The organism is Streptomyces sp. NPDC091287 (genome assembly GCF_044768525.1).
Lineage (GTDB): Bacteria > Actinomycetota > Actinomycetes > Streptomycetales > Streptomycetaceae > Streptomyces.
Genome location: NZ_JBIVUV010000008.1, coordinates 315,683 through 339,654, shown reverse-complemented (window position 1 = coordinate 339,654; position 23,972 = coordinate 315,683). Strand labels below are relative to the sequence as shown.

25 protein-coding genes are annotated in these 23,972 nt (G+C 70.1%); 11 read left to right on the top strand and 14 right to left on the bottom strand.

The features are described 5' to 3' along the window. Nucleotides 1–12: 12 nt before the first annotated feature. The 6 genes from ACIQRW_RS16510 (at nt 13) to ACIQRW_RS16485 (ending at nt 3,914) form a co-directional block, all read left to right on the top strand. On the top strand, nt 13–597 hold the full coding sequence (locus ACIQRW_RS16510) for a 1,4-alpha-glucan branching protein (protein WP_403760187.1): 585 nt from the start codon (nt 13–15) through the stop codon (nt 595–597). A 376-nt stretch (nt 598–973) separates the two neighbouring features. Beyond that, nucleotides 974–1,204, top strand: a complete 231-nt coding sequence (locus ACIQRW_RS16505) for a hypothetical protein (protein ID WP_403760183.1) — start codon at nt 974–976, stop codon at nt 1,202–1,204. Continuing rightward, nucleotides 1,185–1,712 (top strand): DUF6879 family protein, encoded by a 528-nt coding sequence (locus ACIQRW_RS16500; protein ID WP_403760180.1) that lies wholly within the window; start codon nt 1,185–1,187, stop codon nt 1,710–1,712. Before ACIQRW_RS16505 ends, ACIQRW_RS16500 begins: the two co-directional genes overlap by 20 nt. Nucleotides 1,713–1,730: 18 nt before the next feature. Continuing rightward, on the top strand, nt 1,731–2,570 hold the full coding sequence (locus ACIQRW_RS16495; RefSeq protein WP_403760177.1) for a DUF5753 domain-containing protein: 840 nt from the start codon (nt 1,731–1,733) through the stop codon (nt 2,568–2,570). Between the two features lie 331 nt (nt 2,571–2,901). Beyond that, complete coding sequence (locus tag ACIQRW_RS16490; RefSeq protein ID WP_403760174.1) at nt 2,902–3,456, top strand: hypothetical protein; 555 nt, start codon at nt 2,902–2,904, stop codon at nt 3,454–3,456. Continuing rightward, nucleotides 3,342–3,914 (top strand): class I SAM-dependent methyltransferase, encoded by a 573-nt coding sequence (locus ACIQRW_RS16485; RefSeq protein ID WP_403760171.1) that lies wholly within the window; start codon nt 3,342–3,344, stop codon nt 3,912–3,914. Before ACIQRW_RS16490 ends, ACIQRW_RS16485 begins: the two co-directional genes overlap by 115 nt. 240 nt (nt 3,915–4,154) lie before the next feature. Here the strand turns inward: ACIQRW_RS16485 and ACIQRW_RS16480 are convergent, their stop codons facing one another. After that, nucleotides 4,155–5,312, bottom strand: a complete 1,158-nt coding sequence (locus ACIQRW_RS16480; protein ID WP_215106737.1) for an acyl-CoA dehydrogenase — start codon at nt 5,310–5,312, stop codon at nt 4,155–4,157. Nucleotides 5,313–5,519: 207 nt separating this feature from the next. Between ACIQRW_RS16480 and ACIQRW_RS16475 the strand changes: the two genes are divergently transcribed. Next, complete coding sequence (locus tag ACIQRW_RS16475) at nt 5,520–6,863, top strand: UDP-glucose dehydrogenase family protein (protein WP_403760168.1); 1,344 nt, start codon at nt 5,520–5,522, stop codon at nt 6,861–6,863. Between the two features lie 110 nt (nt 6,864–6,973). Here the strand turns inward: ACIQRW_RS16475 and ACIQRW_RS16470 are convergent, their stop codons facing one another. From ACIQRW_RS16470 to ACIQRW_RS16460, 3 genes are read right to left on the bottom strand one after another with little or no spacing between them, the layout of a single operon-like run. After that, nucleotides 6,974–8,203, bottom strand: a complete 1,230-nt coding sequence (locus ACIQRW_RS16470; protein WP_403760165.1) for a dipeptidase — start codon at nt 8,201–8,203, stop codon at nt 6,974–6,976. A gap of 10 nt (nt 8,204–8,213) precedes the next feature. Then, nucleotides 8,214–8,762 carry a 5-(carboxyamino)imidazole ribonucleotide mutase gene (gene purE / locus ACIQRW_RS16465; protein WP_007450124.1) on the bottom strand — a complete coding sequence of 183 codons (549 nt, stop codon included), beginning with the start codon at nt 8,760–8,762 and terminating at the stop codon, nt 8,214–8,216. Next, the gene (locus tag ACIQRW_RS16460; RefSeq protein ID WP_403760162.1) at nt 8,759–9,910 is read right to left on the bottom strand and encodes a 5-(carboxyamino)imidazole ribonucleotide synthase; all 1,152 of its coding nucleotides are present in this window, start codon (nt 9,908–9,910) and stop codon (nt 8,759–8,761) included. Before ACIQRW_RS16460 ends, purE begins: the two co-directional genes overlap by 4 nt. 177 nt (nt 9,911–10,087) lie before the next feature. Here ACIQRW_RS16460 and ACIQRW_RS16455 point away from each other — a divergent pair, with 177 nt between their 5' ends. After that, nucleotides 10,088–10,609 carry a GtrA family protein gene (locus ACIQRW_RS16455; RefSeq protein ID WP_265601231.1) on the top strand — a complete coding sequence of 174 codons (522 nt, stop codon included), beginning with the start codon at nt 10,088–10,090 and terminating at the stop codon, nt 10,607–10,609. An 85-nt stretch (nt 10,610–10,694) separates the two neighbouring features. Here the strand turns inward: ACIQRW_RS16455 and ACIQRW_RS16450 are convergent, their stop codons facing one another. Next, on the bottom strand, nt 10,695–11,960 hold the full coding sequence (locus ACIQRW_RS16450; protein WP_403760158.1) for an ATP-binding protein: 1,266 nt from the start codon (nt 11,958–11,960) through the stop codon (nt 10,695–10,697). Between the two features lie 91 nt (nt 11,961–12,051). After that, complete coding sequence (locus ACIQRW_RS16445; protein WP_007450117.1) at nt 12,052–12,729, bottom strand: response regulator transcription factor; 678 nt, start codon at nt 12,727–12,729, stop codon at nt 12,052–12,054. Nucleotides 12,730–13,216: 487 nt separating this feature from the next. Here ACIQRW_RS16445 and ACIQRW_RS16440 point away from each other — a divergent pair, with 487 nt between their 5' ends. After that, nucleotides 13,217–14,716, top strand: coding sequence for a peptide MFS transporter (locus ACIQRW_RS16440; protein WP_403760155.1), 1,500 nt, complete (start codon nt 13,217–13,219; stop codon nt 14,714–14,716). Nucleotides 14,717–14,847: 131 nt separating this feature from the next. Here the strand turns inward: ACIQRW_RS16440 and ACIQRW_RS16435 are convergent, their stop codons facing one another. The 7 genes from ACIQRW_RS16435 to ACIQRW_RS16405 all read right to left on the bottom strand — a co-directional run bounded on the left by ACIQRW_RS16435 (nt 14,848) and on the right by ACIQRW_RS16405 (nt 21,059). Continuing rightward, entirely contained in the window at nt 14,848–15,210 is a 363-nt protein-coding gene (locus ACIQRW_RS16435) for a hypothetical protein (RefSeq protein WP_073804949.1), read from the bottom strand. Nucleotides 15,211–15,375: 165 nt separating this feature from the next. Further along, nucleotides 15,376–16,782: a hypothetical protein gene (locus ACIQRW_RS16430; protein WP_403760324.1), complete on the bottom strand. Its 1,407-nt coding sequence runs from the start codon at nt 16,780–16,782 to the stop codon at nt 15,376–15,378. 14 nt (nt 16,783–16,796) lie between these two features. Beyond that, nucleotides 16,797–17,975, bottom strand: coding sequence for a hypothetical protein (locus ACIQRW_RS16425; protein ID WP_403760152.1), 1,179 nt, complete (start codon nt 17,973–17,975; stop codon nt 16,797–16,799). Further along, entirely contained in the window at nt 17,972–18,997 is a 1,026-nt protein-coding gene (locus ACIQRW_RS16420) for a hypothetical protein (RefSeq protein WP_403760149.1), read from the bottom strand. The genes ACIQRW_RS16425 and ACIQRW_RS16420 overlap by 4 nt, the downstream gene beginning before the upstream one ends. A 52-nt stretch (nt 18,998–19,049) precedes the next feature. Continuing rightward, on the bottom strand, nt 19,050–19,772 hold the full coding sequence (locus tag ACIQRW_RS16415; RefSeq protein WP_403760146.1) for a peptidase: 723 nt from the start codon (nt 19,770–19,772) through the stop codon (nt 19,050–19,052). A 216-nt stretch (nt 19,773–19,988) separates the two neighbouring features. After that, nucleotides 19,989–20,480: an ATP-binding protein gene (locus tag ACIQRW_RS16410; RefSeq protein ID WP_403760143.1), complete on the bottom strand. Its 492-nt coding sequence runs from the start codon at nt 20,478–20,480 to the stop codon at nt 19,989–19,991. Nucleotides 20,481–20,690: 210 nt separating this feature from the next. Then, a complete protein-coding gene (locus tag ACIQRW_RS16405) occupies nt 20,691–21,059 on the bottom strand; it encodes an STAS domain-containing protein (protein ID WP_403760141.1) in 369 nt (122 codons plus the stop codon). A gap of 284 nt (nt 21,060–21,343) precedes the next feature. Here ACIQRW_RS16405 and ACIQRW_RS16400 point away from each other — a divergent pair, with 284 nt between their 5' ends. Both ACIQRW_RS16400 and ACIQRW_RS16395 read left to right on the top strand, forming a co-directional pair. After that, nucleotides 21,344–22,327, top strand: a complete 984-nt coding sequence (locus ACIQRW_RS16400) for an RNA polymerase sigma factor SigF (RefSeq protein ID WP_403760137.1) — start codon at nt 21,344–21,346, stop codon at nt 22,325–22,327. Between the two features lie 229 nt (nt 22,328–22,556). Further along, nucleotides 22,557–22,688 (top strand): hypothetical protein, encoded by a 132-nt coding sequence (locus ACIQRW_RS16395; protein ID WP_403760134.1) that lies wholly within the window; start codon nt 22,557–22,559, stop codon nt 22,686–22,688. 16 nt (nt 22,689–22,704) lie between these two features. Here ACIQRW_RS16395 and hutI read toward each other — a convergent pair whose 3' ends face one another. After that, nucleotides 22,705–23,877: an imidazolonepropionase gene (gene hutI, locus ACIQRW_RS16390; protein ID WP_403760131.1), complete on the bottom strand. Its 1,173-nt coding sequence runs from the start codon at nt 23,875–23,877 to the stop codon at nt 22,705–22,707. Nucleotides 23,878–23,972: the final 95 nt, after the last annotated feature.

Genomic DNA, 23,972 nt, shown 5'->3' with positions numbered 1-23,972 from the left:
CAGGGAGCCCGTATGGCAACCATCCACCGCACCACCATGACGCCCACCAAGCTGGAGCTGCTCTCCGGCTGGCTGCCGAAACAGAGCTGGTACGTGGGCTCCGGGGAGACGCCGGACCTGGTCAAGGCCGGCGGGTTCCGACTGGACGACCCGGAAGGGGAGGTCGGGATCGAGTTCATGGTCGTGGCGGACGCGGCCGGGCAGGAGCCGGTGGCGTATCTGGTGCCGCTGGGCTACCGCGCTGCGGCGCTGGAGGGTGCCCCCGACGAGGCGCTGATCGGCACCTCCGAGCACGGGGTGCTCGGCACCCGGTGGCTCTACGACGGCGCCCACGACCCGGTGGTGCTGGGGCAGTTGCGCGCCCTTCTGCGCGGCGAGGCGAAGCCGCAGCAGCAGAACGTGAGCGACACCCCCGACCTGACCGTCATCGTGCACGGTGCCGGTGCCGGTGCCGACCAGGGGGGCGACGTCCGTATCAACCGCGTCCTGCGGGCGTCGGAAGCCGAGCAGGGAGCGTCGGGCCGTCTCGTCGCCGGATGGACCTGGCCGGACGGAACGGCCGTACGGGGAGAGCTGGCGGCCGTCGCGCCACGGTAGCGTCCGCCACTCCGCTGTGGGCGGAGCCTTTGGGAACGGCCCCCGGCGTTCTGCACCGGGGGCCGTTCGACAGAAGGCGTTACGGCAGGTTGCGCGCCATCACGATGCGCTGGGCCTGGTTCGTGCCCTCGTAGATCTGGGTGCTTTTACAGCCTCTATCGCTCTGACCCGCACGAACACCACCTTACGGAGGGTCTCCCCCAGCATTTCCCCATGATCACGCGGGACCAACCGCTGGTCAGGATGCTGCGATGACGGGCGCGCGCCTCGTCGTGCTCGCGACCGACAACTGCCCTCTTGACCTCGCCAACCCAAAGGGTGAGGATCATGTAACAGACTGCAACGCAATGCAACACACGCAGCGGGAGGTCGCACCATGGGTTACACCTTCATCGGCAAAGATCCCGAGTCCGACGTGAACGGGTGCCCGGCGGTCTGGGTGGATGACGACCGACGGCTACTCGTACAGGGGCGGCGAGCTGGGGAAGACGTCAAGGCTCGGACCGTGGCCGACTCGCCGCGAGCCGAGGATGAGACGCTGATCGTTCTGGAACCGAGGATGATCCCGCTTCTCAAGGAGGCTATCCGTGTCGCAGAGTCTGGCTGAGTTCGCCAAACTGCTCAGGCAGTGTGAGCACTCAGCGGTCCACCTTGAGACCCGCGACGCGTATGCCGTCCCCGGGGAACACCCTGCCTTCGACGCCTGGCTAGCAGGGGAGCGCAAGGACTGGGACGACCGTTCGTCGTGGTGGCGCGATGACTGGCACGGCCTCATCCAGAACATCACCGCCCGAGGTGTGACGGTGCGCCGCGCGAGGGTGGTGGGTGAGCCAGCCTCGGATTACATCAAGTGGGAGCACGACGTCACGTATGGCAACGTCGCTTGCGGGGAGGACGTCCGGTGGCTTCCGCGTCGGCAGGCATCCCACCTGCTGTTGCCCGGGAACGACTTCTGGCTCTTCGACGGCAAGCTAGTCCAGTTCAACGTCTTTGACGGTGACGGCCGTTGGATGCACACGGACTTCACAGAAGACGCGGGCGTAGCGGCACGGTGTGCTGACATGTTCGAGGCGGTTTGGGAGCGAGCTGTCCCGCACAACAAGTACGACGTCTAACAGAGCAGCGGCCAGTCCATGACCTCACCGCTGTCGACCGCTGAAGAGGCCCATAAGGCAGTTGCCGACCGGCTTACTCGCATGATGGAAGACGCCGACCTGTCGGGGGCCCGGCTGGCCGCTCTGTGCGGCTGGGACCGTTCCAAGACTCACCGGATCACGCACCGGAAGACGATCCCCAAGCCCGCCGACATCCGCGCATGGTGCACGGCATGCGGAAGGCCCGAAGAAGCTGAAGCGCTGATAGAGACAACGCGCACGGCCAAGACCCTGTACGTCCAGTGGACCCAGTACCTGAAGGGCGGCCTCAGCAAGGCCCAACGCAGCGGCATCTACCAGAAGACACGCTCCTTCCGGGTATATAGCTGCGGGGTCCTCCCCGGGATGCTCCAGACAGAGGGGTACGCGCGGGGCATTCTCCGTGAGGTCCGTCGCTTCAGGAGTCTTCCCGACGACGTCGAGGACGCCGTACAGGCGCGTCTGGAACGCTCGGCCGCCACTCTGCGGGGCAATCAAGTGTCCGTCCTCATCGAAGAATCGGCCCTGTACATGCCGATGACCGACCCTCCGCAGCATGCGCAACAACTCGAACACCTCATGTCCGTCATCGGGCACCCCAACCTGGCTTTCGGAATCATCCCCCACATGTCACGCCGCCCGGTATGGCCCATCGAATCCTTCTACGCATTCGATGATCGCGAAGTTCAGGTGGAAACGCTGACCGCCATGGTCCGGGTGACGAATCGAGCCGAAATCGACGTGTACCTGGGCGCGTTCGCTCAGCTGGCACGAGCCGCTGTGTACGGCTCGAATGCCAGAGCCTTGATCAGGAAGGCCCTCGACGCTACCGAGGAATGAAGACTTACAACACCATGCAACATCCGCCCTGCCTGGCTGCCCCCCTTCCTACTGTTCTTGGCACAGCCAGTTGACAGCCGGAGGCAAGCATGGCGATGACCATCGCGGTCTATCGAGTGACGAGGGACGGCATCACAGAGCGGGTTCCAAAACATGAGGTGGCACCCGCTTCAGAGCCTTCCGCGTCGAACCGCTTCCCGCTGTGTCGCTGCCCTGTTCACGCGGACAACCCAGGCGCTCCCGAGAGCGAGCGCCGCATCCGGGACAGGGTCTGAACACAACTGGCCGGCCCGCACGCTCCACGCAACCCTTTTCCCCGGAGGCACGCACCATGAGCACAGCCGTTCAGAACCGCACCCGTGAGCCACAAATCATCCTCAACGCACTGGCCCATCGAGTGCCTCACCTGATCACCGACACCGAACCGACGCTGTGGGATCGAGAAATCGCTCTTCTGCTTCGCGACAACAGCGTCATGACCCGTAACACCGCCGAACGGCTGCTGGGCCAGGCCATCGCCTACACGATCACCGCCATGGAGCGGAAGGGCGTGGACATGGGCGTCGGCCACACGGTGGACGTGGCCGTTCACGCCCTGATCCTGGACACTCCGCTGTACTTCGCCCTGTGCGACGAATACAACAGCGGCCAGTACAAGCACCACGCTCCCCTGATCCTGCGGCGCTGCGACGGCACCGTGACGCGGACGGCCGACATCCTGCGGGACAACGGATTCACCGTGGACGAAACAAGGCCCTGGAGGCTGAACCGGTGCTCTGCTGGACGCAGTACGCCGGACACGGCCCAGGGCCTGAACTCCTGGGTTCGCCAAGAACGGCACTGGAAATCGGCTGCGGTACCGGGCGGGCATGGGCGTTCCTCCTGAACCAGGGAGTGGAGGTCACGGGCTTGGACCTGTCTCCGGTCGCCGTCAAGCACCTGACCGAACACTGGGGGCCTACGGGGGCGGAGTTCATTTGTGCGGAAGTGCTTGAGCACCTCGCGGCGAGCACGGAGACGTACGACGCCATCTACTCGATCTTCGGCGCGGTTTGGTTCACCGACCCGGTGAAGCTCTTCCCGCTGATCGCCGAGCGGCTCAACCCTGGTGGCACGTTGGTCTTCTCGCAACCTCCGGCCATCCCAGGGGCCTACGGCCCCCAGGGCATGTACAAAGGCGGCTTCGCAGGCAAGGCCATGTTCACCTACCGGCACAGCTACACACCCCGCAAGTGGTCCGCGCTTCTCGCCAAGAGTGGCTTCCAGGACATCGACGCAACCGTCCTGGACGCCCCCACCGAGGGACACATCGGAACCCTGATCGTACGCAGCGTCAAGCGCTGATCTCCTGGACACACGAACGCCCCCGCTGGAACTGACGGAGGGGAACCCACGCGAACGACCCCCGGCAGAGGGCCGAGGGTCGTGGTGTTTGTGCAGGTGAGGGGCGGTTTTCCGCCCAGCGTCAGCCCAGGATTTCCCCAGCATGGTGCCCATGATCGGCCCGAAACGGTCCCGGACGGACAGGGAGCCGATCACGGCCCGCGAGCCATCGAGAACGGCCGCTGACCTGTGAAAACCCAGTTACGGCAGGTTCCTCGCCATCACGATCCGCTGGACCTGGTTGGTGCCCTCGTAGATCTGGGTGATCTTGGCGTCGCGCATCATGCGCTCGACCGGGTAGTCCCGCGTGTAGCCGTAGCCGCCGAGCAGCTGGACGGCGTCCGTGGTGACCTCCATGGCGACGTCGGAGGCGAAGCACTTGGCCGCGGCGCCGAAGAACGTGAGGTCGCCGTCGACGCGCTGGGACTTGGCGGCGGCCGAGTAGGTGAGCTGACGGGCCGCCTCCAGCTTCATCGCCATGTCGGCGAGCATGAACTGGATGCCCTGGAAGTCCGCGATCGGCTTGCCGAACTGCTTGCGCTCCTGGACGTACCCCTTGGCGTAGTCCAGCGCGCCCTGGGCGATGCCGAGGGCCTGGGCCGCGATGGTGATGCGGGTGTGGTCCAGGGTCTTCATCGCGGTGGCGAAGCCGGTGCCCTCCTCGCCGATCATCCGGTCGGCGGGGATGCGCACGTTGTCGAAGTAGACCTCGCGGGTCGGAGAGCCCTTGATGCCGAGCTTCTTCTCCGGGGCGCCGAAGGAGACGCCCTCGTCGGACTTCTCGACGACGAACGCGGAGATGCCCTTGGAGCGCTTGGTCGGGTCGGTGACGGCCATGACCGTGTAGTACTCGGAGACGCCCGCGTTGGTGATCCAGCGCTTGACGCCGTTGAGGACCCAGAAGTCGCCGTCGCGCACGGCCTTCGTCTTCATGCCCGCCGCGTCCGAGCCGGCGTCCGGCTCGGAGAGGGCGTACGAGAACATCGCGTCGCCCTTGGCGAGCGGGCCCAGGTACTTGCGCTTCAGCTCCTCGGAGCCGGAGAGGATCACCGGGAGCGAGCCGAGCTTGTTCACGGCCGGGATCAGGGAGGAGGAGGCGCAGGCGCGGGCCACCTCCTCGATCACGATGACCGTGGCGAGCGCGTCGGCACCGGCGCCGCCGTACTCCTCCGGGACGTGGACGGCGTGCAGGTCCGAGGCGACCAGGGCGTCCAGCGCCTCCTGCGGGAAGCGGCTCTCCTCGTCGACCGCGGCGGCGAAGGGGGCGATCTTCGTCTCGGCGAGCGCGCGGATGGTCTCGCGGAGCATGTCATGCTCCTCGGCCGGACGGTACAGGTCGAAATCGGTCGAACCCGCCAAGACGCTCACTCCCCAGATGCTAACTACCGTTAAGTAACTCAATTTTAGTCCGCCGACCGCCCGACGGCATACGTGCCCTACACGTGAGCTTCCCGACAGGGGTGGGACATATGCGATGCAGTGGACAGATGGAGCGGTGAATTCCGGCCTTCCGCTGCCCGACTATGCTCGGTCCGCACGTCCGTCCGCATCTCCCAGGAGCACTCCATGGCCCTCAGGATCACTGTGATCGGCACCGGCTATCTCGGCGCCACCCATGCCGCGGCCATGGCCGAACTGGGCTTCGAGGTCCTGGGGCTCGATGTCGTGCCGGAGAAGATCGAGCTGCTCTCCACCGGCCGCGTGCCGATGTACGAACCGGGCCTGGAGGAGATGCTCCAGCGGCACGTCGCCGGCATCGAGGGCTCCACCGGGCGGCTGCGCTTCACCACCTCCTGGGAGGAGGTCGGGGAGTTCGGCGACGTCCACTTCGTCTGTGTGAACACCCCGCAGAAGCACGGCGAGTACGCCTGCGACATGAGCTACGTCGACAGCGCCTTCGACTCCCTGGCCCCGCACCTGACCCGGCCCGCCCTGGTCGTCGGCAAGTCGACCGTCCCGGTGGGCTCCGCCGCCCGCCTCGCGACCCGCCTCGCGGAGCTCGCTCCGGTGGGTGCCGACGCCGAGCTGGCCTGGAACCCGGAGTTCCTCCGCGAGGGCTTCGCCGTGAAGGACACCCTGCACCCCGACCGGATCGTCGTCGGCGTCACGAGCGAGGGGGCCGAGAAGCTGCTGCGCGAGGTCTACGCCGGGCCGGTCGCCGAGGGCTCGCCGTTCGTGGTGACGGACTTCCCGACCGCCGAGCTGGTGAAGACCTCCGCCAACTCCTTCCTGGCCACCAAGATCTCCTTCATCAACGCGATGGCCGAGGTGTGCGAGGCCGCCGACGGGGACGTCGTGAAGCTCGCGGAGGCCATCGGGCACGACGACCGCATCGGGAAGAAGTTCCTGCGGGCCGGGATCGGCTTCGGCGGCGGCTGCCTGCCCAAGGACATCCGCGCCTTCATGGCGCGCGCCGGCGAGCTGGGGGCGGACCAGGCGCTCACCTTCCTCCGCGAGGTCGACTCCATCAACATGCGCCGCCGCGGCCACATGGTGGAGCTGGCCCGGGAGGCGGTGGGGGGCGACTCGTTCCTCGGCAAGCGGGTGGCGGTGCTGGGCGCCGCGTTCAAGCCCGACTCCGACGACGTACGCGACTCCCCCGCGCTCAACGTCGCCGGGCAGATCCACCTCCAGGGCGGCCAGGTGACCGTGTTCGACCCGAAGGGGATGGACAACGCCCGGCGGCTGTTCCCGACGCTCGGCTACGCGGACTCCGCGCTGGAGGCGGTGCGCGGGGCGGACGTGGTGCTGCACCTGACGGAGTGGCGCGAGTTCCGTGAGCTGGACCCGGCGGAGCTGGGCGAGGTGGCCGCCCGCCGGATCATTTTGGACGGCCGCAACGCCCTGGACAGCGCGGTGTGGCGCGAGGCCGGGTGGACGTACCGGGCGATGGGCCGCCCGAAGGCCTGAAGGCCGGCGCCCGGCGCCGCAGGGCGAGCGCCTAGGGGCGCTCGCCCTGTCCTGGCGGACCGTTCGCGGCGGGGGTGCGGAGACCTGCCGGCGTCAGCCGGGCGGGCCGTTCACGGCGCTGGGCGCCGAGACCTCGCGGCGTCAGCCGAGCGGCCGTCCAGCTCCGTGATCGTCGCGTGGGACGGGCCCCGCCCGCTCTGCTCGTCGCGGGCCACGGCTTCCGCGTCGCGCAGCACCCGTACGGAGTTCCGCCAGGTCAGCTTGGCGAGGTCGCCCTCGGACCAGCCGCGCCGCAGCAGCTCGGCGATGAGGTTCGGGTAGCCGGAGACGTCATCCAGGCCGCGCGGGGTGAACGCCGTGCCGTCGTAGTCGCCGCCGATGCCGATGTGGTCGACGCCCGCGACCGCGCGCATGTGGTCGAGGTGGTCCGCGATGGTCGAGGCGGTGGCCTCGGGGCGCGGGTTGGCCGCCTCGAAGTCCTCGTGGATGCGCATCGCGGTCGGGGTGGTGTCGAGGTGGTGCAGGCCGTGCTCGCGCATGTTGCGGTCGGCGGCCAGCGTCCAGGCGACCGCCTCGGGCAGCACGAACTTCGGGACGAAGGTCACCATCGCGACGCCGCCGTTGGCCGGGAGGGCCGCGAGCACGTCGTCGGGGATGTTGCGCGGGTGGTCGCAGACGGCGCGGGCCGAGGAGTGCGAGAAGATCACCGGCGCGGTGCTGGTGGCGAGCGCGTCGCGCATGACGCCGTCCGCGACGTGCGAGAGGTCGACCAGCATGCCGACGCGGTTCATCTCGCGGACGACCTCGTGGCCGAAGGCGGAGAGGCCGCCGAGGCGCGGCAGGTCCGTCGCGCTGTCGGCCCAGTCGATGTTGTCGTTGTGGGTGAGCGTCATGTAGCGGACGCCCAGGTCGTACAGGGCGCGCAGGGTGCCCAGCGAGTTGTTGATGGAGTGGCCGCCCTCGGCGCCCATCAGGGAGGCGATCCGGCCCTCGGCGCGGGCCTTCTCCAGGTCGTCGGCGGTGAGCGCGCGCCGCAGGTGCGTCGGATAGCGGGCGATCAGCTCGCCGACGACGTCGATCTGTTCCAGGGTGGCGCTGACGGCAGCGTCGCCGGTCAGGTCGGTGCGGACGTACACCGACCAGAACTGGCCGCCGACCCCGCCGGCCCGCAGCCGGTTCAGGTCGGTGTGGAGCAGGCCGCGCTGGTCGGCGGCGATGTCCCGGGCGTCGAGGTCGTAGCCGACCTGTTCGCGCAGGGCCCAGGGGAGGTCGTTGTGGCCGTCGACGACAGGGTGGACGGCGAGGAGCTCGCGGGCCCGCTGGAGGTAGGCGTCGTTCATGTGCCGCCCCCTACTTTCCGAAGCCGAAGGAGTCCGCGCCCTGGACCTTGGCGCGCAGACGTTTGCCCTTCTCGGTGGCCTGGTCGTTCAGCTCCTGCAGGAACTCCTGCATCCGCTCCTGGAGCGCGGGGTCGGACGCGGCGAGGATCCGTGCGGCAAGCAGGCCCGCGTTGCGCGCGCCGCCGACGGAGACGGTGGCGACGGGGACCCCGGCCGGCATCTGGACGATGGAGAGCAGGCTGTCCATGCCGTCCAGGTACTTCAGCGGCACCGGCACGCCGATGACCGGCAGCGGGGTGACCGAGGCCAGCATGCCGGGCAGCGCGGCGGCGCCGCCCGCGCCCGCGACGATCGCCTTGAGGCCTCGGCCCGCGGCCGCGTCGCCGTAGGCGATCATCTCGCGCGCCATGCGGTGGGCGGAGACGACATCGACCTCGTAGGGGATCTCGAACTCGTCGAGCGCCTTGGCTGCGGCCTCCATGACGGGCCAGTCGGAGTCCGAGCCCATGACGATGCCGACGAGAGGAGCGGCGGGGGATCCGGTGCCGGGGGAAGTCATTCGGTGATCGTTCCTCGCAGGTAGTCGGCCGCGTGCCGGGCGCGCTCCCGCACGTCCGCCAGGTCATCGCCGTAGGTGTTGACGTGTCCGACCTTGCGGCCGGGCTTCACGTCCTTGCCGTACATGTGGATCTTGAGCTGCGGGTCGCGGGCCATGCAGTGCAGATACGCCTGGTACATGTCCGGGTAGTCGCCGCCCAGGACGTTGCACATGACCGTCCAGGGGGCGCGCGGGCGCGGGTCGCCGAGGGGGAGGTCGAGGACCGCCCGCACGTGGTTGGCGAACTGGGAGGTGATCGCGCCGTCCATGGTCCAGTGGCCCGAGTTGTGCGGGCGCATCGCCAGCTCGTTGACCAGGATGCCGGGCTTCCCGTCGGGTCCACGCGTCTCGAACAGCTCGACCGCGAGGTGTCCGACGACGCCCAGCTCGGCGGCGATGCGCAGCGCGAGCTGCTGGGCCTCGCCGGCCAGTGCCTCGTCCAGCTCGGGGGCGGGGGCGATCACCGTGTCGCAGACGCCGTCCACCTGGATGGACTCGACGACCGGGTAGGCGACGGCCTGGCCGTGCGGCGAGCGGACGATGTTCGCCGCCAGCTCCCGTACGAAGTCGACCTTCTCCTCCGCGAGGACCGGGACCCCGGCACGGAACGGATCGGCCGCGTCCACCTCGGAGCGGACCACCCACACGCCCTTGCCGTCGTAGCCGCCGCGCACCGTCTTGAGGATGACGGGGAAGCCCCCGACCTCCTCGGCGAACGCGGCGGCGTCGGCCGGGTCGCTCACGATGCGGTGGCGGGGGCAGGGTGCGCCGATCTCCAGGAGCTTGGCGCGCATCACCCCCTTGTCCTGGGCGTGCACCAGGGCATCGGGGCCGGGGCGCACGGGGATGCCGTCCGCCTCCAGAGCCCGCAGATGCTCGGTCGGCACGTGCTCGTGATCGAAGGTGATCACGTCGCAGCCCTGCGCGAAGGCGCGCAGCGTGTCCAGGTCGCGATAGTCGCCGATGACGACCTCGCTCACCACCTGGGCCGCCGAATCCTGGGGAGTGTCACTGAGCAGCTTGAATTTCAGGCCGAGGGGGATACCCGCCTCGTGGGTCATACGGGCGAGCTGACCGCCGCCGACCATGCCGACTACCGGGAACGTCACGTCTTCAGGATATCCGCCACGCCGATGCTTTCCGGACGGCCGTACGGAGGCCGTGCGGCCACGACCCCTGCGGACTCACGGGCGTCACACGGGTGGGCTGGTTAGCATGGCGGAGTTGACGTGCTTGCGTCGACACGTCTTCCAGACGCCTTCCGACGGACGGGGCCAGCGATCACCATGAGCGAACGGGGCGCACTGCGGACCCGGCTTGAGCTGCTGGCCCGGGAGGTCGCCAAGTTCGGCGCGGTCGGCGCTTTCGGCCTGCTGGTCAACATCGCGGTCTTCAACCTGCTGCGGCACACGACGGACCTCCAGGTGGTCCGGGCGAGCGTGGTGGCGACGTTCGTCGCGATCCTCTTCAACTACGTGGGCTTCCGCTACTGGACCTACCGGGACCGCGACAAGACCGGCCGGACCCGTGAGCTGGCCCTCTTCCTGCTGTTCAGCGCGGTGGGAGCGGTGATCGAGACGGGCGTGCTGTACCTGGCGACGTACGGCTTCGGCTGGAACACCCCGGTCCAGAGCAATGTCTTCAAGATCGTCGGCATCGGGGTCGCCACCCTGTTCCGCTTCTGGTCCTACCGGACCTGGGTCTTCAAGACCCTGCCCGCCAAGGAGGCCGTGCTGAACGCGGAACGGTTTCTGGAACAGCGCAGGCCGACGGAAGAGCGAGTAACGCCCGACCCCGTACGGAACTGACCCGCGGCACCTCTACGGAGCGGCACCTCTACGGAATTGACCCGCCGCGCCCGTGAGGGAACCGGTCCGCCGCGTCCGTCGTTGTTCAGCGCACCGGGCGCTCAGGAGTCTTGCGGTCGACCGGGACCCGGCTGAGGAAGAGCGCGAAGACCGCCGGGTGCTGCTGGAGCAGCTCCAGCCGGCCGCCGTCCGCCTCCGAGAGATCGCGGGCGACGGCCAGGCCGATGCCGGTGGAGTTGCGGCCGCTGATGGTCCGCTCGAAGATCCGCGCCCCCAGTTCGGCGGGGACGCCGGGGCCCTCGTCGGTGACCTCGATGACCGCCTGGTTGCCGGTGACCCGGGTGCGCAGGGCGACGGTCCCGCCGCCGTGCATAAGGGAGTTCTCGATCAGCGCCGCCAGGACCTGGGCGACCGCTCCCGGGGTGCCGACGGCCTTCAGCCCGTGCTTACCGGAGCAGACCAGTGCGCGGCCGGCGCTGCGGTAGGCGGGGCGCCACTCCTCGATCTGCTGCTTGACGATCTCGTCGAGGTCGAAGACGACGGCGGAGCCGGTGCGCGGGTCGCGGGAGTTCGTCAGGAGCCGTTCGACGACGTCGGTGAGGCGCTCGACCTGGGTGAGGGCGATGTTCGCCTCCTCCTTCACCGTCTCGGGGTCGTCGGTGACGGAGATCTCCTCGATCCGCATCGAGAGGGCGGTCAGCGGCGTCCGCAGTTGGTGCGAGGCGTCCGCGGCGAGCCGGCGTTCGGCGGTCAGCATCCGGGCGATCCGCTCGGCCGAGGAGTCCAGGACGTCGGCGACCCGGTCCAGCTCGGGCACCCCGTACCGCTTGTGGCGCGGGCGGGGGTCCCCGGAGCCGAGGCGCTCCGCGGTCTCGGCGAGGTCGGTGAGCGGGGAGGCCAGCCGGTTCGCCTGGCGTACGGCGAGCAGCACGGCCGACACGATCGCCAGCAGCGCCACCGCACCGATGATCAGGAGCGTGCGCCCGACCTCGCGGGTGACGGCCGAGCGGGACTCCTCGACGGTGACGGTCTCGCCCTGCTCGCCGGTCTCGACGGCGCGCAGGACGCTGCCGGCGGGGCGCTCGCCGACGGCGATGGGCTCGCGGCCGGGGATCTCGACCAGGGCGTACCGCTTGGGGTCGATCTGCTCGGCCAGCACCCCGGGATTGATCCGCTCCGCGCCCAGCAGCCGGCTGTCGACCACGCTGATCAGCCGGAGCGCCTCGGACTCGACGCTCTCCTGGGCGCTGGCGCTGATGGTGCGCGTCTCGACGATCACCAGCGAGACGCCGAAGACGGCGATGACGACGAGCACCACGGCGAGCGTGGAGTTGATCAGCCGGCGGCGCATACCCGCCTCTTCAGGTCGTCGGGACGCACGTGGCCACCCGCGTCGGGGTGGTGTCCGGAGCGGTCTTCAGGGTGCATGGGTGCTTCGTACGTCAGCTCTTCTCGAACCGGAAGCCGACGCCCCGGACGGTGGCGATGTAGCGCGGATTGGCGGCGTCGTCGCCGAGCTTCTTGCGCAGCCAGGAGATGTGCATGTCGAGGGTCTTGGTGGACGACCACCAGGTGGTGTCCCAGACCTCGCGCATCAGCTGGTCGCGGGTGACGACCCGGCCGGCGTCCCGGACCAGGACCCGCAGGAGGTCGAACTCCTTGGCGGTGAGCTGGAGTTCCTCCTCGCCCATCCAGGCCCGGTGCGACTCGACGTCGATCCTGACCCCGTGGGTGGCGGGCTGCGGCACGGGCTCGGAGGCCCCGCGGCGCAGCAGGGCGCGGACCCGGGCGAGCAGCTCGGCGAGCCGGAAAGGCTTGGTGACGTAGTCGTCGGCGCCCGCGTCCAGGCCGACGACCGTGTCGACCTCGTCGGCGCGGGCCGTCAGAACCAGGATCGGGATGGTGTGGCCGCCGGCCCGGAGCCTGCGGGCGACTTCGAGACCGTCCATCCCGGGCAGCCCCAGGTCGAGGACGACCAGGTCGATGCCGCCCTGGAGTCCGGCGTCGAGCGCGGTCGGACCGTCCTGGCGGACCTCGACCTCGTAGCCCTCGCGACGCAGTGCGCGGGCCAGAGGCTCCGAGATGGATGCGTCGTCCTCGGCGAGCAGTACACGGGTCATGGACTGATGGTAGTCCGGACGGGGGGTCCGAGGTGAGGTCCACGACGTGACCTGCGGGTCAGCGCCACAAAGCGGACGGGGACCTTTGAATATGGGAGTGTGGTTCCACCGGGACCTGTGATCCATGTCTCAAGTCCTTTCATATCCCGCTGTGTCGTGTCGTATGGTGTCCCGACGCCTGTTGCACTACTCAAGGACCTTTGGGCAGCCATGAGCGCCAAGGGTCTCTTTTGTGTGCGGGGCCGGTTCCCGCCGGCTCCTGAGTGAATGACCTGTGAGCCGGGCCCGGAGCGCGAGGACGCGCGACGGGCGTGGATCCCGACGCGGTTCTTCCCCGCTCCGCCGCCGTACCTCCGTCAGGAGCCCGGCCGCACGGAGCACGTCCCCCTCAGGCGTGGGGATGGGGTACGCCGCGCCGGTGCCGGCTGCCCCCCACCGGGCGCGTACAGCTCACGAGGCGTCGCGTCCCGACCAGCAAGGATCGACCATGGCGTCCAGCCTGACGAAGGACTCGCCCAGTTCCGGCGAGAAGACCTTCTTCGGCCACCCCCGCGGTATGGCCACCCTGTTCATGACGGAGATGTGGGAACGCTTCTCCTGGTACGGGATGCGCGCCATCCTCACCCTGTACTTGGTGGCCGCTGTGCTCGACGGCCCCCTCGAGGGCCGGGAGGCGCTCGCCGCCTCCATCTACGGTGTCTACAACGCCGTCGTCTACATGGCCGCGATGCCCGGCGGCTGGGTCGCCGACCGCCTCTGGGGCGCCCGCAAGGCCGTTCTGGTCGGCGGCATCGTCATCGCGCTCGGCCACTTCACCCTGGCCCTTCCGAGTGACATAGCGTTCTTCATCGGTCTGGCGCTGATCGCGGCCGGTACGGGTCTGCTGAAGCCGAACATCTCGGCGATGGTGGGCGCGCTCTACGAAGGCCAGTCCAGCTCCCGCCGTGACGCCGGTTTCACCCTTTTCTACATGGCGATCAACATCGGTGGCCTCGCCGCCCCGCTGCTGGTCGGCTACCTCGGCGAGAACGTCAACTGGCACCTCGGCTTCGGTGTCGCCGGTGTGGGTATGACCTTCGCGGTCATCCAGTACGTGCTGGGCTCCAAGCACCTCGGCGACATCGGCAAGCTGCCCGCGAAGCCCGCCTCGCCCGAGGAGCGCCGGCAGATGCTGCGCAAGGTGGGCCTGTGGTCCGGCGTCGCGGTCGCAGCGCTGCTGATCGACCTGGCGCTGGGCACGTACGACATCGAGCACGTCGTCAACGTCCTGGCCGTGCTGGGCGTCGTCGTGCCGGTCCTCTACTTCGTCTCGATCTTCCGGAACCCGGCGCTGACCAAGGAGGACCGGCCGAAGATCAAGGCGTACGTGTGGTTCTTCATCACGGCCGTGCTCTTCTGGATGATCTACGACCAGTCCGGTTCGCTGCTGACGATCTTCGCGGACAACAAGACGGACCGCTTCATCGGAGGCTGGGAGTTCCCGGCCTCCTGGCTGCAGTCGGTCAACCCCGCCATGGTCATCATCCTGGCCCCGATCTTCGCCGGGCTCTGGGTCAAGCTGGCGACGCGCAACCGTGAGCCCAGCACGCCGATGAAGTTCGCGCTGGCGATGCTCCTCATCGGCGGCTCGTTCGGCATCATGGGCCTGGCCGGCGCGGCCGCCGCGAACAGCGAGACCGGCAAGGTCACCGTCTTCTGGCTGCTCGCCGTCTACCTGGCGCAGACCATGGGTGAGATGTGCCTCTCCCCCGTCGGCCTGTCGCTGTCCACGAAGCTGGCGCCCAAGATGTTCATCGGCCAGATCATGGGCCTGTGGTTCCTGGCCACGTCGACGGGCAACGCCCTGAACGGCTGGACCACGAAGCTCAACGCCCCGCTGGGCGACGCCGCGTACTACACGTTGCAGGCGGCCGTGGCCGTCGCGGCGGGCATCGCCTTCATAGTGGCGGGACGCAAGATCCGCGCTCTCATGGGCAACGTCAAGTAGCTGCCCCGGTCCCGCACGGGACACGACAGCGGGTCCGCACGATCATCTCGTGCGGACCCGCTGTCGTTCGGCTCGGGCTGTTCGGTTCAGGCTGTTCCGTCCAGGCTGTTCGGTTCAGGCGGTCGCGGCGACTACTTGGTCTCGACCTTGACGCTCCGCAGGAAGCTGCTGAAGCCGCACTTCACCGAGGACTTCTGGCTGGGCTTCTTCCAGCTGCCCTTCACCGTCCACGGGATGGTGTGCTCGGCTCCGCGGCCCCGCACCACGTCGCAGACGAGCACGGCACGGTGCTTCTTGACGCTCTTGCCCTTGGCGGACTTCTTGCAGGCGGAGGTCGACACCGGGCGCCCCAGCGAGAGGCTGGGCGTCGCCTTGCAGGTGTACTTCGCACCGGCCGCCGCAGCGGGCGCGGCGGTGGCCAGCGTTAGTCCGGACGTCATCAGCAGGCCGGCGAGCACGCCCGTCGCAGCCTTCTTCCCCCAGGTCACGTTCATGTCGTTCCTTTTCTCAACCCGTGCGGCACCAGCAGGTGGTCAAGCCTGCCGGACAGCGCCGCACCCAGAGCAAGGCGCGCCGGGTGACTTGAGCAAGTTCTGAGCATGACGGGGCTCCGCCCGGAGAAGCGTTCTCCGGGCGGAGCCCCCGATCGTGGTCCCGGCTCAGCGCATGCCGCGCAGCCTCCGCCACGGGGTGAACGTGAACACCGCGCCGCCCAGCAGGATCGCCGTGCCGGCGACCAGGCCGAGCGCCCTCAGCGCACCGTCGTCCTCGGCCCCGGTGGCGGCCAGGCCGCCGCCGGAGTCCGTGCCGCCGCCGGACGCCGCGGCTCCGCCGGAGTCCGCCGCGCCGCCGCTCCCGCTGGCTCCGGACGCGCCGCCCGGCTGGGCGGAGGTGTCCAGCTCCAGGGAGACGGCCACGCCCGCGGGCGGGGTGCAGGTGGTCGTCGTACCGGCGGCCATCACCGTCAGGACGCCGGGGCTGAGCGTGGACTTGCCGCTCGCGCCGGGCTTGTACGTGCCGGTGAGGTCGGGGATCTCGATCGGGGCGCCGGTCTTGATGACCTCCTTGTTCACCGGCCCCTCGACCTTGACCGTGCCCTTGTCCGCCCCGCCGAGCTTGACGTCCATGGACGGCTTCACCTGGCCCGCCGGGATGTCGATCGGGCTGTCCATCACGGACTTGCTGAACTCCACCGTCAGGTCGTAGTCGCCGCCGCTCTTCTTGGCGCTGATCTTGACCGGTGAGGTGGCGTTCTTGTCACCGATCGGGGTCTTGCACGCGTAGGCGACGGACACCTCCTTGCCGGGGAAGTCGGTCTCCCCGCCCCCGCCGCCTGTGCTGCCGCCGGACGCGGAGCCCCCGGTGTCCGCGCCGCCGTCCGAGCCGCCCGACGTCGTACCGCCGGAATCCGTGCCGCCGGCCGTGGTTCCTCCGGTGTCGGCGCCGCCGGAGGATGCGCCTCCGGCGTCCGTGCCGCCGCTGCCCGTACCTCCGGAGGTGGTGCCGCCGGATGTCGTGCCGCCCGTGGTGGAGCCGCCGCCCTCGGTGACCTTGATCGTGGCGCCCGCCCGCACCTCTTCCTTCGGCGCGCACTTGGTGTCCGTGGAGATCGGCTTGGACACGTTGATGTTGTACGCGCCCGGCGTCAGGGTGATCTCCCCCGCGGTCTCCAGCTTGAGCGTGCCCTTCATGTCGGGCAGCACCATGGGGCTGTTCTTGGGAATCGGCGGGTTCTGGCGGGGGCCCTCCAGCTTCAGTTCGCCGCTCGCCGAACCGCCCAGGGTGACGGTTCCGGTCGGCTTGACCGTGTCCGCTCCCAGATCCAGCACGTCCGGGTTCTTGGACGCGGCCTCGACCGTCTTCCAGACGACCTCGATCTCGTCGCCCACCTTCGCCTCGGCCGGGGCGGTCAGCTCCACCTTCGTGGTGCCCTGCACCGCGGGCAGTCCCGAGATCGGCGGCGGAACGCACTCCGTCGCGTAACTGACCTCGGCGGCCTGGGCCGGACTCGCGGCCATCAGGATGCCCGCGCCGCCGAGCATCAGCGCGACTCCGGCCGCGCTCATCCTCCGTTGCGTGCTCACGCTTGTCCCTTCGTCGTGGGTCGGGGTCGGTTCTCTGACGGTGCGGAATCCGGGGTGAACCACGGCAGCACGGCCGTGGTCGCGTCTGTGGTCGTGGCGGCGTTCATGGTCGCTTCGGTGGTCGCGCCCGGGGCCGTGGTCGCGTCCTGGCCGGCGCTCGTGCCGGTGCGCCCGCGCCGCTTCGGCCTCCGTCGCGTGGCCGGCGTACGCGTACGGTGCGAGCCGGCGGGACGCGGCCGGATCTTGTCCACGACCGCCATGCCGATACGGAAGACGGCCGCCGGGACGACCAGGCAGAGCAGGACCCAGAAGAGCGTGACGCCCCAGGGGCGGCCGACCCCCCACGGCTGTTCGGCCAGCACCTTCTGCCCGTACCGCAGGGACACCTGGTAGTCGCCGTGCGCGCCCGCCGACAGTTCGACCGGCAGCTTGATCTGCGCCTTGGCGCCGGGGGCGACCGTGCCGCGCCACTGGCGCTCCTCCCACTGCGGCGCGTAGACGCCGTGCGCGGTGCCGATCTCGAAGACGGGATCCCTGACCGGCGCGGAGCCGAGATTGCCCACGGTGAAGACGAGACTGCGCGCCGGCGGGGCCCCGAACCAGGTGAGCAGGGAGCTGTCGCCCTCCAGGCGGGTGGTGGCCAGCACCGCGAGCTTTCCGCCGCCGGTCTGCTTCGGCAGATCCCCGGTGGGGTGGCCCGCCACCGTGAACACCGCGTCGGCCAGGGCCTGTTCGCCGGTCACCGTGGCGACGTGCACCACGCAGGGACATGGCTTCGGCGGTTCGGTGACCGGCAGCTTCTTGCTGAAGGCGCCCTTCTTGTCGGTCGTGACGGCGCGGCCGTCGGCGTTGGCACAGGCGTTGGTGCCGCCGATCACGCCCCGCTCCGGCGTGGACTGACCGCAGATCAGCAGCATCAGCAACGCCTCGGCGCGCCAGCCGCTGCCGCTGACGGTGATCTCTCCGCCCTTGCCCGCCTCCTTCTTGGACAGGCTGACGGTGGGATCGCCGTCGGCCGCCCGCGCGCCCGGTGCCGCCAGGACGGACAGGGCGGGCAGGAGGGCCAGGAAGACGGCCGCCAGGAGCAGGAGGACGGGCGACGCGGTGCGCCGGGAGGCTCGGGGGCCGGGCGACGCGGTGCGCCGGGGGGCCCGGGGGCGGGGCTGCCGCGTCATGACTCCGCTCCCGCCTGCACCAGGGGTCCCGCCTTCACCGAGGGCCTCGTCTCTGTGGTCGGTTGCCTGTCGTCGGCCGATTCCGCGGCCGCCGGTTCGGGGTCGCCCCGCCGGGTACGTCGCCGCCGGTACGCGCCGGAGCCGAGCAGGGCCAGGCCGCCGAGGACCAGCAGCCCGCCGCCGGCGGCCGGGGCCACCGGGACGTACGTCGCCGAGGCCTCGGTCTCGTCCCGGGCGCCCCCCGGGGCGGTGACCCGCAGCCGTACGGTGACCGCGTCCAGGGCCGGGGCGTCGGGCCAGGGTTCGGTCCGCTCCACCCGTCGGCCGGGGGCCAGCTCCAGCGGCAGGGGCCGTTCCGGGCGGTCCAGCAGCGTGCCGAACATCCCGTCGGCGCGTACCGCGAGCCGGGGCCGCAGCATCGCGTTGCCCCGGTTGACCAAGGCGTAGCGGATGGTCCCGCCGGATATCTCGACGTCCTCGACGGTGAGTGCCGCCAGCGTCGGACCGCCGATCCGGACCCGGACCGGTACGCGGATCTCCTCGTCCCCGTCGTCGGCCACGACCTCCCCGGAAGCGTCGCCGGGCACCGCGTCGGGCGGCACCGTGAGGGCGAGCGGAACCTCGGCGCGGGTCCGGGCCGGGACGGTGACGGTGTCCGCGGCGAACCCGATCCAGGCCCCGGCCCGGCCGTCGCCCCGTAGCCGTACGGTCAGCGGGGCGCGGCCCGAGTTGGTCACCGCGAGACGGTCCTGGAGGGCCGTGCCGGGGGTGCCCTCCAGATAGACGTACGGCCGGGCGTCCCGGCCGGCGCCCGGGCCGGCGGGCCTGGCCGTCCAGCCCGCCGGGCCGTCCGCGGCGGCCGAAGCGGCGGTCTCGGCCGGGACGGCGGTCTCGGCCGGAGCGGCGGTCTCGGCCGAGGCGTCCGCGGCCGCCGGGAGCGGTGTGAGCGCGCACAGCTGCGCGGCGAGCACCGCCGTGAGGACGAGCAGCGCCCGGCGGAGGCGCGGGGTGGATGGCGACATGGGGCGGCTCCTCTGCCTTCCGGCGGCGATGCTGCGCTGGACCGTGCCGGCCTCAGACCGCGGAGCGCTGTCCTCGCCGGGTCAGCCAGAGCACTCCGGCCGCCCCGCTCAGCAGCACGGTGCCGCCGAGCGTGCCGAGCGCCGCCGCCGAGTCCAGCGGGCCGGTGCGGGGCAGCTCACCGCCGCCCGAAGCGCCGCCGGTCGAACCGCCGGTGGACGCGCCGCCCGTCGAACCACCGTCGGTGGAGCCGCCGTCCGATGAACCGCCCGTCCCTTGGACGTCGAGTTCGAGGGAGGGGCCGGGGCTGTTCTTCGGCGTACAGGTGGTGGTCGTACCGAGGGCCTTGATGGTGAGGACCCCGGCGGTGAAGGTGACCTTGCCGCTCTTCTTCGGGGTGTACGTCCCCGACAGGTCGCTGATCTTGATCGGGGTGTTGGCCGGAATCGCCTCGCTGTTCGCCGGGCCGGTGACCTGGACCTTCCCCTGCTCCGCGCCGCCCAGTTCGATCACGGCGCTCGGGTTCATGGCCCCTTTGCCCAGCTCGACCGGGCTGGAGGAGACGCCCTTCTGGAAGGACATGGTGAGCTTGTAGCCGTCGCCGCTCTTCACGCCCTTGATATCGATGGGCGAGACCGCCCCTTTGGGCCCGATGGGCGTCACGCACTGGTAGTTGACGTCCACGACCTCAGCGTGCGCGGCGGGCGCGCCCGCGACCACGATCGAGCCCGCCAGCGCAGCCGCCAGCGCGAGAGTTGTCCGCTTCTGGTTCGACACCTCGTGTTCCCCTCATGCCGGACGCCGCCGCGCGCCACGACCCGTACGGGCGCACATTACTGACGGCACATCAGATTTGGCGCTCAAGGTACGCCCGGGGCCTGATGGAGGGAAGACAAAGAGCGCGCCGATCCGGCGCGCTCTTTTCGGTGCAGATGAGAGGTACGCCCGAGGCGTACCGGTGAGGTGTACGGGTGAGGGTGCGGGCGAGAGGCCCTAGGCGGGGGCGGCGAGCTCCGCCCAGACGGTCTTGCCGAGTGCGTCCGGAGTACGCAGGACGCCCCAGTCGAGGCAGAGGCGCTGCACGATGAACATGCCGTGCCCGCCGGGCCGGCCGGCGCGGTGCGGCGTACGGGGGGCGGGCTGACCTGCTCCCCGGTCGACGACCTCCACCCGCAGCACCTTGGGCGTGTGGCCGATCCGGAGCTCCTCGGGGCCCTCCGCGTGCAGGCAGGCGTTCGTCACCAGCTCGGAGACGACCAGCAGGACGTCCTCGGCGGCGGCCCTGCGGTCCGCGGTGGACGCCGGGAGCCAGCCCCAGTCGTGCAGTGCCTGCCGGGCGAAGTCACGGGCCGTCGGAACAATGCCGCTGGCCTGCCCGAGTGAGAGCGTGCGCCACTGCCGCTCGGCCGGGACGGTCGAGGCTGCGCCCGCTCCGTCCGGCTCGCGACCGAGGTCGCCCGGCGGATGCTGCCGGGTGGTGCTCATCAGCGCTTCACCTCACCGATTCGCCATGTCGCCATGTCGCCATGTCGCCGTTCAACAGATAGTGATCAGTTACCGAGTGTGCCGGTGCCCTTGCGGGGCGCCGCCGGGGTGTCTCCTGCCCTGCCGTGTCGCAACAACACCCACTTGAGGCACACGATCGCGTGACACAGCCGACATCGGGGACGTCCGCGGTCGCACGCTCATGCCGGGTCAGGTGACCAGGGCCTCTTCGAGCGTGGCGTGGACGGTGAAGACCGCCTCCGCGCCGGTGATCTCGAACACCCTCGCCACGACGGGCAGCATTCCGGCCAGATGAACCCCTCCGCCGACCGCCTCCGCCTTGAGGCGGGCGCCGAGCAGGACGTTCAGCCCGGTGGAATCGCAGAACTCCAGGCGAGAGCAGTCGACCACCAGGCGTGACCGCCCCTGCTCGACCGCGCTCTCCAGGGGCTCGCGCAGCAGATCGGCCGTGTGGTGGTCGAGCTCACCCACCGGCGTCACGACCTCGCTGCGCCCCTCGGCCCGGGCCTCGACCTGAAGTCGACCCCGGTTAGCACTGCCGACCGTCCCGCGGTCCATGCCTGACCCTCTTCGCCGTTCGTCACTGTGCGCGTCACTGCCTGTGCGGCTGTATGCGTACGGCCGCCGACGTGCCTAAAACAGTACGCGTTCCGTTCGCCACGCGGTAGTCGGAGACCTCAACAAACCGGACATATAGCGGTAATTGGCGCTTGTCACTGCTGGCCAGGACCGGGTATGGGTAGAGGGACACCAGAAACACAACCGGCTTTGGAGGCGCCGCTTCACCGCAGGAACACGTATGGGCATCGGCAGCCATATGCCGAGAATGATGGAGGAGACCCATGTCACCCCGGCTCGACGAAGCGCGTACCCACAACGCGCCGTCGGCATGTCCTCAGGGACCGACCAATTCCGACTCCCCCGCCGCGAGCGCCGTTCCCGGCCCGCGCACCAGCACCACCAGCAGCACCACCGGCACCACCGGCACCACCTCAGACTTCTCCGGCGCGGCCGACGAGGGACTCGAAAGACTTCCCGAGATCCCGCCCTACGCCGAAGTGGGCGCTCTGGACGCCAGGGCCCTGTCGAAGACGCTCTTCGAGCGGCTGGAGTGCCTCGAAGAGGGCACCCACGAGTACAGCTACGTCCGCAACACCCTCGTCGAGCTCAACCTCGCGCTCGTCAAGTTCGCCGCCTCCCGGTTCCGCTCCCGCAGCGAACCGATGGAGGACATCGTCCAGGTCGGCACCATCGGCCTGATCAAGGCGATCGACCGGTTCGAGCTGAGCCGCGGCGTGGAGTTCCCCACGTTCGCGATGCCGACGATCGTCGGCGAGATCAAGCGCTTCTTCCGTGACACCAGCTGGTCCGTGCGCGTACCGCGTCGGCTCCAGGAGCTGCGGCTCGACCTGGCGAAGGCCGGCGACGAGCTCTCCCAGCAGCTGGACCGCGCGCCCACGGTGGCGGAGCTGTCCGAGCGCCTCGGCATCAGCCCGGAGGAGGTCGTCGAGGGCATGTCCGCGAGCAACGCGTACACCGCGAGCTCGCTGGACGCCAAGCCCGAGGAGGACGACAGCGAGGGCGCCCTCGCGGACCGCATCGGCTATGAGGACCACGGTCTCGAAGGCATCGAGTACGTCGAGTCGCTGAAGCCGCTGATCGCCGCGCTGCCCTCCAGGGACCGGATGATCCTCTCGCTCCGCTTCGTCAGCAACATGACGCAGTCGGAGATCGGCGAGGAACTCAACATCTCGCAGATGCACGTGTCCCGGCTGCTCTCCAGGACGCTGACCAAGCTCCGCAAGGGACTGACCCTGGAGGAGTGACCCCGACACGGCCCACCGTCCCCCCATGGGGCTCCACGGGCCGTTCGAGCAGCACCGCGGAAGGACCCGCCCCGGACGCCGGGAGCGGGTCCTTCCGCGTGCGGGGCGGTGCGGCGGGGCCGGATCGCCTGCTCATCCACGCTGAGTACGCCACCGGAAGGCTGGCCCTCGTCGACACCGGCGTAGACAGGCCCGGCTCCGCTTCCGGAACCCGGACAACGAGGACCACGTGGACGCGCATTGGTACCGGGAGACGGGAACGTACGCCGTCAGCGCCTACGCGGGCTGCGGGAAGCTCCCCACCGGTTTCGACGAGTACGCGTGGCCGGAGGCCTACTGGGCCCCGACGCCGACCCGCTGACCGCCCGTCATGCCCGTCACACCACCCGCTGTCCGCTCCGCCAGACCGCGCTGACCAGCGGGACGCCCGGGCGGTAGGCGAGGTGGACGTGGCTCGGGGCGTCGAGGAGGACCAGGTCGGCGCGGGCGCCGGGGGTGATCCGGCCGATGTCAGGGCGCCGCAGGGCGGCGGCCCCGCCGGCGGTGGCCGACCAGATCGCCTCGTCCGGGGTCATCCCCATGTCGCGCACGGCCAGCGCGAGGCAGAACGGCATGGACGAGGTGAACGACGAGCCGGGGTTGCAGTCCGTGGAGAGCGCGACGGTGGCTCCCGCGTCGAGGAGGCGGCGGGCGTCGGGCCAGGTGGCGCGGGTGGAGAACTCCGCGCCCGGGAGCAGCGTGGCCACCGTGTCGCCCTGGGCGAGCGCGTCGACATCCGCGTCGGTGAGGTGGGTGCAGTGGTCGGCCGACGCCGCGTCGAGCTCGACAGCGAGCTGGACGCCGGGGCCGTACGTCAGCTGGTTGGCGTGGACACGGGGGTGCAGCCCCTTGGCGCGGCCCGCCGTGAGGATGGCGCGGGCCTGGTCGCCGTCGAAGGCGCCCTGCTCGCAGAACACGTCGATCCAGCGGGCGTGCGGGGCGCAGGCCTCCAGCATCGGGCCGGTGACCAGGTCGACGTATCCGGCGGGGTCGTCGGCGTAGTCGGGGGAGACGATGTGGGCGCCGAGGTAGGTGACCTCGTCGGTGTGGCGGCCCGCGATCCGCAGGGCGCGGGCCTCGTCCTCGACGGTGAGGCCGTAGCCGGACTTGGTCTCGAAGGTGGTGGTGCCCTGGCGCAGGGCCTCGGCGAGGTAGCGGGCGACGTTGGCGGAGAGCTCCTCGTCGGAGGCGGCCCGGGTGGCGGCGACGGTGGTGCGGATGCCGCCGGCGCGGTAGGGCTGCCCGGACATGCGCGCGTTGAACTCCTGGGTGCGGTCGCCCGCGAAGACCAGGTGGGAGTGGGAGTCGACGAAGCCCGGGATCACCGCGCGGCCGGCCGCGTCGAGGACGTTGTCAGTGGCGGGTGCTTTGCTGGATTCACCGGTCCAGACGATGCGGTCGCCGTCGATGACGACGGCCGCGTCCTGGACCAGGCCCAGGGGGGTCCCGTTGCCGAGGGAGGGGTCATTGGTGACCAGGCTGGCGATGTGGGTGACGGCGGTGGTCGTCATCTGGAGAGTGTTCTCCTTGCGTTCCGGGGGGTCCGGTTCTGCGGGCGGGTTCCGGTCCGGGGCGTCCGGTTCTGCGGACGGGTTCCGGTCCGGGG

Bases quoted from the DNA above. Each gene is read 5' to 3' on its own strand.
- ACIQRW_RS16510 (WP_403760187.1), top strand. From the start codon at position 13: ATGGCAACCATCCACCGCACCACCATGACGCCCACCAAGCTGGAGCTG.
- ACIQRW_RS16505 (WP_403760183.1), top strand. From the start codon at position 974: ATGGGTTACACCTTCATCGGCAAAGATCCCGAGTCCGACGTGAACGGG.
- ACIQRW_RS16495 (WP_403760177.1), top strand. From the start codon at position 1,731: ATGACCTCACCGCTGTCGACCGCTGAAGAGGCCCATAAGGCAGTTGCC.
- ACIQRW_RS16490 (WP_403760174.1), top strand. From the start codon at position 2,902: ATGAGCACAGCCGTTCAGAACCGCACCCGTGAGCCACAAATCATCCTC.
- ACIQRW_RS16475 (WP_403760168.1), top strand. From the start codon at position 5,520: ATGGCCCTCAGGATCACTGTGATCGGCACCGGCTATCTCGGCGCCACC.
- ACIQRW_RS16470 (WP_403760165.1), bottom strand. From the start codon at position 8,203: ATGAACGACGCCTACCTCCAGCGGGCCCGCGAGCTCCTCGCCGTCCAC.
- purE (WP_007450124.1), bottom strand. From the start codon at position 8,762: ATGACTTCCCCCGGCACCGGATCCCCCGCCGCTCCTCTCGTCGGCATC.
- ACIQRW_RS16455 (WP_265601231.1), top strand. From the start codon at position 10,088: ATGAGCGAACGGGGCGCACTGCGGACCCGGCTTGAGCTGCTGGCCCGG.
- ACIQRW_RS16450 (WP_403760158.1), bottom strand. From the start codon at position 11,960: ATGCGCCGCCGGCTGATCAACTCCACGCTCGCCGTGGTGCTCGTCGTC.
- ACIQRW_RS16445 (WP_007450117.1), bottom strand. From the start codon at position 12,729: ATGACCCGTGTACTGCTCGCCGAGGACGACGCATCCATCTCGGAGCCT.
- ACIQRW_RS16440 (WP_403760155.1), top strand. From the start codon at position 13,217: ATGGCGTCCAGCCTGACGAAGGACTCGCCCAGTTCCGGCGAGAAGACC.
- ACIQRW_RS16435 (WP_073804949.1), bottom strand. From the start codon at position 15,210: ATGAACGTGACCTGGGGGAAGAAGGCTGCGACGGGCGTGCTCGCCGGC.
- ACIQRW_RS16430 (WP_403760324.1), bottom strand. From the start codon at position 16,782: ATGAGCGCGGCCGGAGTCGCGCTGATGCTCGGCGGCGCGGGCATCCTG.
- ACIQRW_RS16425 (WP_403760152.1), bottom strand. From the start codon at position 17,975: ATGACGCGGCAGCCCCGCCCCCGGGCCCCCCGGCGCACCGCGTCGCCC.
- ACIQRW_RS16420 (WP_403760149.1), bottom strand. From the start codon at position 18,997: ATGTCGCCATCCACCCCGCGCCTCCGCCGGGCGCTGCTCGTCCTCACG.
- ACIQRW_RS16410 (WP_403760143.1), bottom strand. From the start codon at position 20,480: ATGAGCACCACCCGGCAGCATCCGCCGGGCGACCTCGGTCGCGAGCCG.
- ACIQRW_RS16405 (WP_403760141.1), bottom strand. From the start codon at position 21,059: ATGGACCGCGGGACGGTCGGCAGTGCTAACCGGGGTCGACTTCAGGTC.
- ACIQRW_RS16400 (WP_403760137.1), top strand. From the start codon at position 21,344: ATGTCACCCCGGCTCGACGAAGCGCGTACCCACAACGCGCCGTCGGCA.
- hutI (WP_403760131.1), bottom strand. From the start codon at position 23,877: ATGACGACCACCGCCGTCACCCACATCGCCAGCCTGGTCACCAATGAC.